This window comes from Kitasatospora sp. NPDC059817 (assembly GCF_042731835.1).
GTDB lineage: Bacteria > Actinomycetota > Actinomycetes > Streptomycetales > Streptomycetaceae > Kitasatospora.
Map to the genome: position 1 here is coordinate 7179 of NZ_JBHWIR010000044.1, position 4478 is coordinate 11656.

General features: G+C 75.9%; 7 protein-coding genes. 4 read left to right on the forward strand and 3 right to left on the reverse strand.

The annotated features are described in order from the left end of the window. The 3 genes from ACFV61_RS12325 to ACFV61_RS12335 all read left to right on the forward strand — a co-directional run. On the forward strand, nt 1–186 hold a 186-nt coding region (locus ACFV61_RS12325), incomplete at its 5' end, for a hypothetical protein (RefSeq protein ID WP_380491473.1). 149 nt (nt 187–335) lie between these two features. Beyond that, nucleotides 336–1460: an SDR family oxidoreductase gene (locus tag ACFV61_RS12330; protein ID WP_380491475.1), complete on the forward strand. Its 1125-nt coding sequence runs from the start codon at nt 336–338 to the stop codon at nt 1458–1460. A 122-nt stretch (nt 1461–1582) separates the two neighbouring features. Then, on the forward strand, nt 1583–2056 hold the full coding sequence (locus ACFV61_RS12335; protein ID WP_380371456.1) for a MarR family winged helix-turn-helix transcriptional regulator: 474 nt from the start codon (nt 1583–1585) through the stop codon (nt 2054–2056). A 43-nt stretch (nt 2057–2099) separates the two neighbouring features. Here ACFV61_RS12335 and ACFV61_RS12340 read toward each other — a convergent pair whose 3' ends face one another. The 3 genes from ACFV61_RS12340 to ACFV61_RS12350 are packed head-to-tail and all read right to left on the reverse strand — an operon-like array spanning nt 2100 to nt 3563. Next, nucleotides 2100–2804 carry a class I SAM-dependent methyltransferase gene (locus ACFV61_RS12340; protein WP_380491476.1) on the reverse strand — a complete coding sequence of 235 codons (705 nt, stop codon included), beginning with the start codon at nt 2802–2804 and terminating at the stop codon, nt 2100–2102. After that, nucleotides 2801–3307 (reverse strand): hypothetical protein, encoded by a 507-nt coding sequence (locus tag ACFV61_RS12345; RefSeq protein WP_159398314.1) that lies wholly within the window; start codon nt 3305–3307, stop codon nt 2801–2803. Before ACFV61_RS12345 ends, ACFV61_RS12340 begins: the two co-directional genes overlap by 4 nt. A gap of 25 nt (nt 3308–3332) precedes the next feature. Further along, nucleotides 3333–3563, reverse strand: a complete 231-nt coding sequence (locus ACFV61_RS12350) for a hypothetical protein (protein ID WP_063350865.1) — start codon at nt 3561–3563, stop codon at nt 3333–3335. 273 nt (nt 3564–3836) lie between these two features. On the opposite strand from ACFV61_RS12350, the gene ACFV61_RS12355 reads away from it, so the two are divergent. Beyond that, nucleotides 3837–4340 (forward strand): hypothetical protein, encoded by a 504-nt coding sequence (locus ACFV61_RS12355; RefSeq protein WP_380491478.1) that lies wholly within the window; start codon nt 3837–3839, stop codon nt 4338–4340. Nucleotides 4341–4478: the final 138 nt, after the last annotated feature.

Sequence of the window (4478 nt, forward strand, 5' to 3'; positions counted from 1 at the left end):
GCCGCCGGGCGGGCGGCCTCGGCTTCCCCGCCGGCCGAGGCCGCGACGGCGGCCGGGCAGGCACTCGCGCTGATGGAGGGCGCGGTCCTGCTGGCGTCGGTCCGGCGCAGCCGCGAGCCGCTGGACCACGCGCTGCACGCCGTCCGCCACCTGCTCGGCGCCAAGCCGGCCGCCCGCACCCCATAGGGTTTCGCGGAAGCGGAGTTGCCGCCGACCGGTGCGCGCCTCCGCCCCTCCTCCCGATTCCTTGTGCCCGAATTCTCCTGTGCCCGAGTTTTCTCGTGTCCGAAAAATATGCAGACCGGTCTACAGATTCCAGCTCCAGGAGTTGCCACATGCCGCCCCTCCCGCCACCGCCCCACACCCTCGTCCTCGGCGCCACCGGCTTCCTCGGCCGCTGGCTCGTCCTCGAACTCCTCACCCGCGGCGAGCCCGTGGCCGCCGCCGTGCGCGGCGCCGGCCGTGACACCGAGCTGCGCCACTGGCTGCGCACCCACGGCGCCGACGACACCGCGCTGACCACCGTCGCCGCCGACCTCACCCGCCCCGGCCTCGGCCTCTCCCCCGAGGACGACGCCCGGCTCACCGAGGTCCGCGACGTCCACAACCTCGCCGCCCGCTACCAGTTCGGCCTCACCCGCGCCCAGGCCGAACCCGCCAACGTCCACGGCGCCCTGCACGCCCTCCACTGGTCCGCCACCCGGCCCCGGCTGCGCCGCCTGGTCCACCTCTCCGGCTACCGCGTCGGCCGCGACCCGCAGCCGCAGTACCCGCCCAGCCCCCGCGCCACCACCGCCGCCTACACACGCCTCGGCGCGTACGAGGCCTCCAAGCTGCTCGGCGACGCCGCCGTCCGGGTCACCGCGCCCCGACTCGGCGTCCCGCTCACCACCGTCAACCCCAGCAGCGTCATCGGCCACTCGCGGACCGGCGAGGCCGGCCAGTACCTGGGCCTGGCCCAGCTCGTCCGTCAGCTCCACCGCAGCCGCCTGCCGCTGCTGCCCGGCACCCGCCGCACCTTCCTGCCCGTGGTCACCGTCGACCACCTGGCCCGCTTCCTCGCCGCCGTCCCCGCCCACGACAGCGCCGCCACCCCCACGCCCGACGGCTCCGCCACCCCCGACGCCACTCCCACCCCCGACGGCTCCGCCGTGGTGGCCCACACCGTCCTCGACCCCGCCACCCCCGTCCTCCCGGACCTGATCGCCCTGCTCGCCGCCCACCTCGGCGTCCGCCCGCCCCGCGGCCTGGCGCCCGTCGCCATCGTCCGCCGCCTCCCCCGCGCCCTCACCGGCGCCGACCCGGAGACCCTCGGCTTCCTCTCCGAGGACCGCTACGACACCACCTCCGCCGACCACCTCGCCACCGCCGCCGGCCTGGTCCACCCGCCCCTCGCCCCGGCCCTCCGGCACTGGGCCGACCGGCTGGTCGCCGAGGACTTCGGCGCCCCGCCCCGGTGACCCCCCCCCCCCGGTGAGCCCGGCACAGGACGCCGGGGCGGTTCAGCCGGCGGCGGCGAACGGTTCCCTCCACGCGGTTCCTCCACGGCAGGGATTGGCAACCCGGGTGTCATGATGGCGGGGTGACCGATACCGATGCCCCGCTCCCGCCCGACGTCCTCGCCCACCGGCTCATGGACGTGTTCGACCTGGTCGGCCCGCTGTACCGACGGGTGCTCCGCACGGTGGAACTCGCGGCTCCCATCGAGGGGCTGTCCGTCGGCGTGCGCGCCGTACTGCTCCTGCTCGCGGAACACGGGCCCATGACCGTCCCTCAGATGGGCCGTGCACAGGCACTGAGCAGGCAGTTCGTGCAACGCATGGTCAACGACGCGGCAGCCCTGGACCTGGTCGAGATCACCCCGAACCCCGCCCACCAGCGATCCTCGCTGATCCGGCTGACCGGCCACGGCAGGGCCGCCGTCTCCGCGGCGAGCGCCCGCGAGCACGCCCTGCTCCGCCAGGTCGGCGGCGAGCTGACCGACGCCGACCTGACCGCCTGCGTGCACGTCCTCACGCAGATGCTCGAACTCTTCGACAATGTCGACGTGAACTGACCCCCGCACCGCGCGAGCGCGGCCCGGACGCCAGGAGGGCGACCTACCCGAAGACCAGGCTCGTCCAGCGGACGCCGGACCGGCCGTGCAGGTCGCCGCGTTCGGCGCGGTGGAGCAGCCGCAGGCCCTGGGCGGCGGCGAGCGCGACGGTCTCCTCGGGCGGAACGTCGAACATCCGGCGGCCCGGCGGGACGGGGCCGTGGCGCAGGGTCAGGGCGAGGCGCCCGCCCGGGGCGAGCAGCCGGCCGAGGGCGGCCATCGCCAACGCCCGCTCGGCGGGGGCGAGATGCATCCAGACGGCGGTCAGCAGGACGAGGTCGAAGCGTTCGGTGCCGGCGCTCAGCTGCGGCAGCTCGGGCAGCTCGTCGGCGACCCAGCGCACACCGGAGCCCGCGTGCAACCGCTCGGCGACGGAACGGAGTTCGGCGGTCGGCTCGACGGCCACCACCGGATGGCCGAGGGCGGCCAGGGCGGCCGCGTCCCGCCCGGTGCCGGCGCCCACGTCGAGGACGGCGGCGGGCGGGGGCGGGTAGCTGTGCAGCAGGTCCGCGTGGACCTCGGCGAAGGTCACGCTCTCGTACTGGACGGCGAGCTCCTCCGCCGCCTCGGCGTAACCGGCAGTGCTCGAAAGCCCGTTCAGGCCTTCCGCCTCGTCCACCCCGTCCATCCCGTTCACGTCCTCCACCCCGTCCAACTCGTCCAACTCGTCCACCCCGTTCGTGTCCGCCGCCCCGGTCACCCCGATCATGCCTTCCGGTCCCGGACGACCACCGCGTCACCGGCCGCCGCCGCGTCGGCGAAGAAGTCCCGCAGCTCCCGCAGGTCGGCGACCACCCGGGTCGCCCACGTCTCGGACCACGGCGTCGGGTACCCGAGGCGCGCGACCGTCCGGGCCAGCACGGTGTCCTGCTGGCGCACGAGTTCGCCGAGCGCCGAGTCGCGCAGGAAGGTGAAGGCGGCCGCGACCTGCGCGGGGCTCAGCACCAGCGGATCGGTCTGCGCGGCGTCGGGTTCGCGGCGCTCGCCGCCGTACACGGGCAGGCGGGCGGCCGGGTCGGGGTGCAGGCCGTTCTCGGTGAGGGCCAGTTCCATCAGCCGGGCGGTGCTCCGCACGCCGAGGAGGAGTCCGGCGGAGGCCAGCTGGCCGTAGCGGACGTCCTGCCGGTCGGGGACGAGCTCGCCGAGTTCCGTCGGCGAGCAGGTGTCGACCTCCTGGCCGGGCAGGCGGCGCCAGAAATGATCCACGCTCACCCGGACAGCGTAACGAAAGCGCGGCTCACGCCTCGCCGGGGTGCCAGAGGGGCCACTCCCAGGGGCGATCCGCCCAGTGGACGCGGACCGGATCTCGCGGGTCGAGGTCCGGAAAGAGCTGGTGGATCCGGGGTTCGAACTCCTCGGGGGCGAGCGGCTCCCAGCCGTGGCCCTCGAAGTGGACCAGGCGGTAGCGGCTGTCGGTCCGGAAGTCGGCCACCTCGACCAGGTGCTTGGACGTGCTGTTGGTCTCCATGCCCCCCAGCATGTGGCGCGGCGGCAATCGGCGCCCCTCCAGACCCCTCTTCCGGGTCATGTCCCGGCGTCGGCGCGCTCGTTGAGCACGGGGAAGGCATGGCGGGGGATTCGACGGGGGGTTCGGCGCTGGAAGGACGACAACATGACTGGGCAGTCCACCGGAGGACAGTGGCAGTGGCCGCAGGACGCTTGGCAGCCACCCCCGGTACCCACCGCGTTCGCGCCGGCCCCCGTTCGGCCGCCCGCACCGGCGTCGCGGCGGTCGCGGAAGGTGTGGGCCGCCGCGACCGTCGGGACGGTCGCCGTCCTCGCCGCCGTCCTGGCGATGTGCGGGCCGGGGACGGGAGACGAACTGGACGTGGTGGCCCTGCCACACACCTCCCCCTCCGCGTCCGACCCGACGGCGCCGGACCCGCCCGCGTTCTCGCCGCTCCCCACCACACCCGCGCCGTCCCCGCTCCCGCCGCCCACGCCGGAGCGCGCCCGACCGGCCCCGGCCCTGGCCACGGCCACGGCGGCGGCCGCGCCGAACGAGGACGAGCCGGCCGACGCCCAGCACGCGGCGACCGCGCACCCGAAGCCCGGCCGCACCGCGCGCCCCTCGCCATCGACCCACGGCGCCCCCGCCCCGGCCGGCGCCACCCCGGCGGCTCCGGCTACCGGCGCGGCGCTGCCCACCCTCGGCCCGGGCGGCATCTGCGACCAGGCCGAACGCGTCGGCCGCTGGCCCGCGGGCTCGGAGCAGGCCCGCCTCTGCCACAGCATCTACGGCTGAGAAAACGCCTGCGCGGCCACACCCGCACCCGCACGACGAGGGCGCCCCCCCCGCGTCTGTCGCGCGGGGGCCCCACCGTGGGGGTCCGCGCGCACACGCCGGCGCCCCCCTGAAGCCTTTCGTCGGGCCGCGCGAGAG

Coding starts and splice junctions, on each gene's coding strand:
- ACFV61_RS12330 (WP_380491475.1), top strand. CDS start 336: ATGCCGCCCCTCCCGCCACCGCCCCACACCCTCGTCCTCGGCGCCACC.
- ACFV61_RS12340 (WP_380491476.1), bottom strand. CDS start 2,804: ATGATCGGGGTGACCGGGGCGGCGGACACGAACGGGGTGGACGAGTTG.
- ACFV61_RS12350 (WP_063350865.1), bottom strand. CDS start 3,563: ATGGAGACCAACAGCACGTCCAAGCACCTGGTCGAGGTGGCCGACTTC.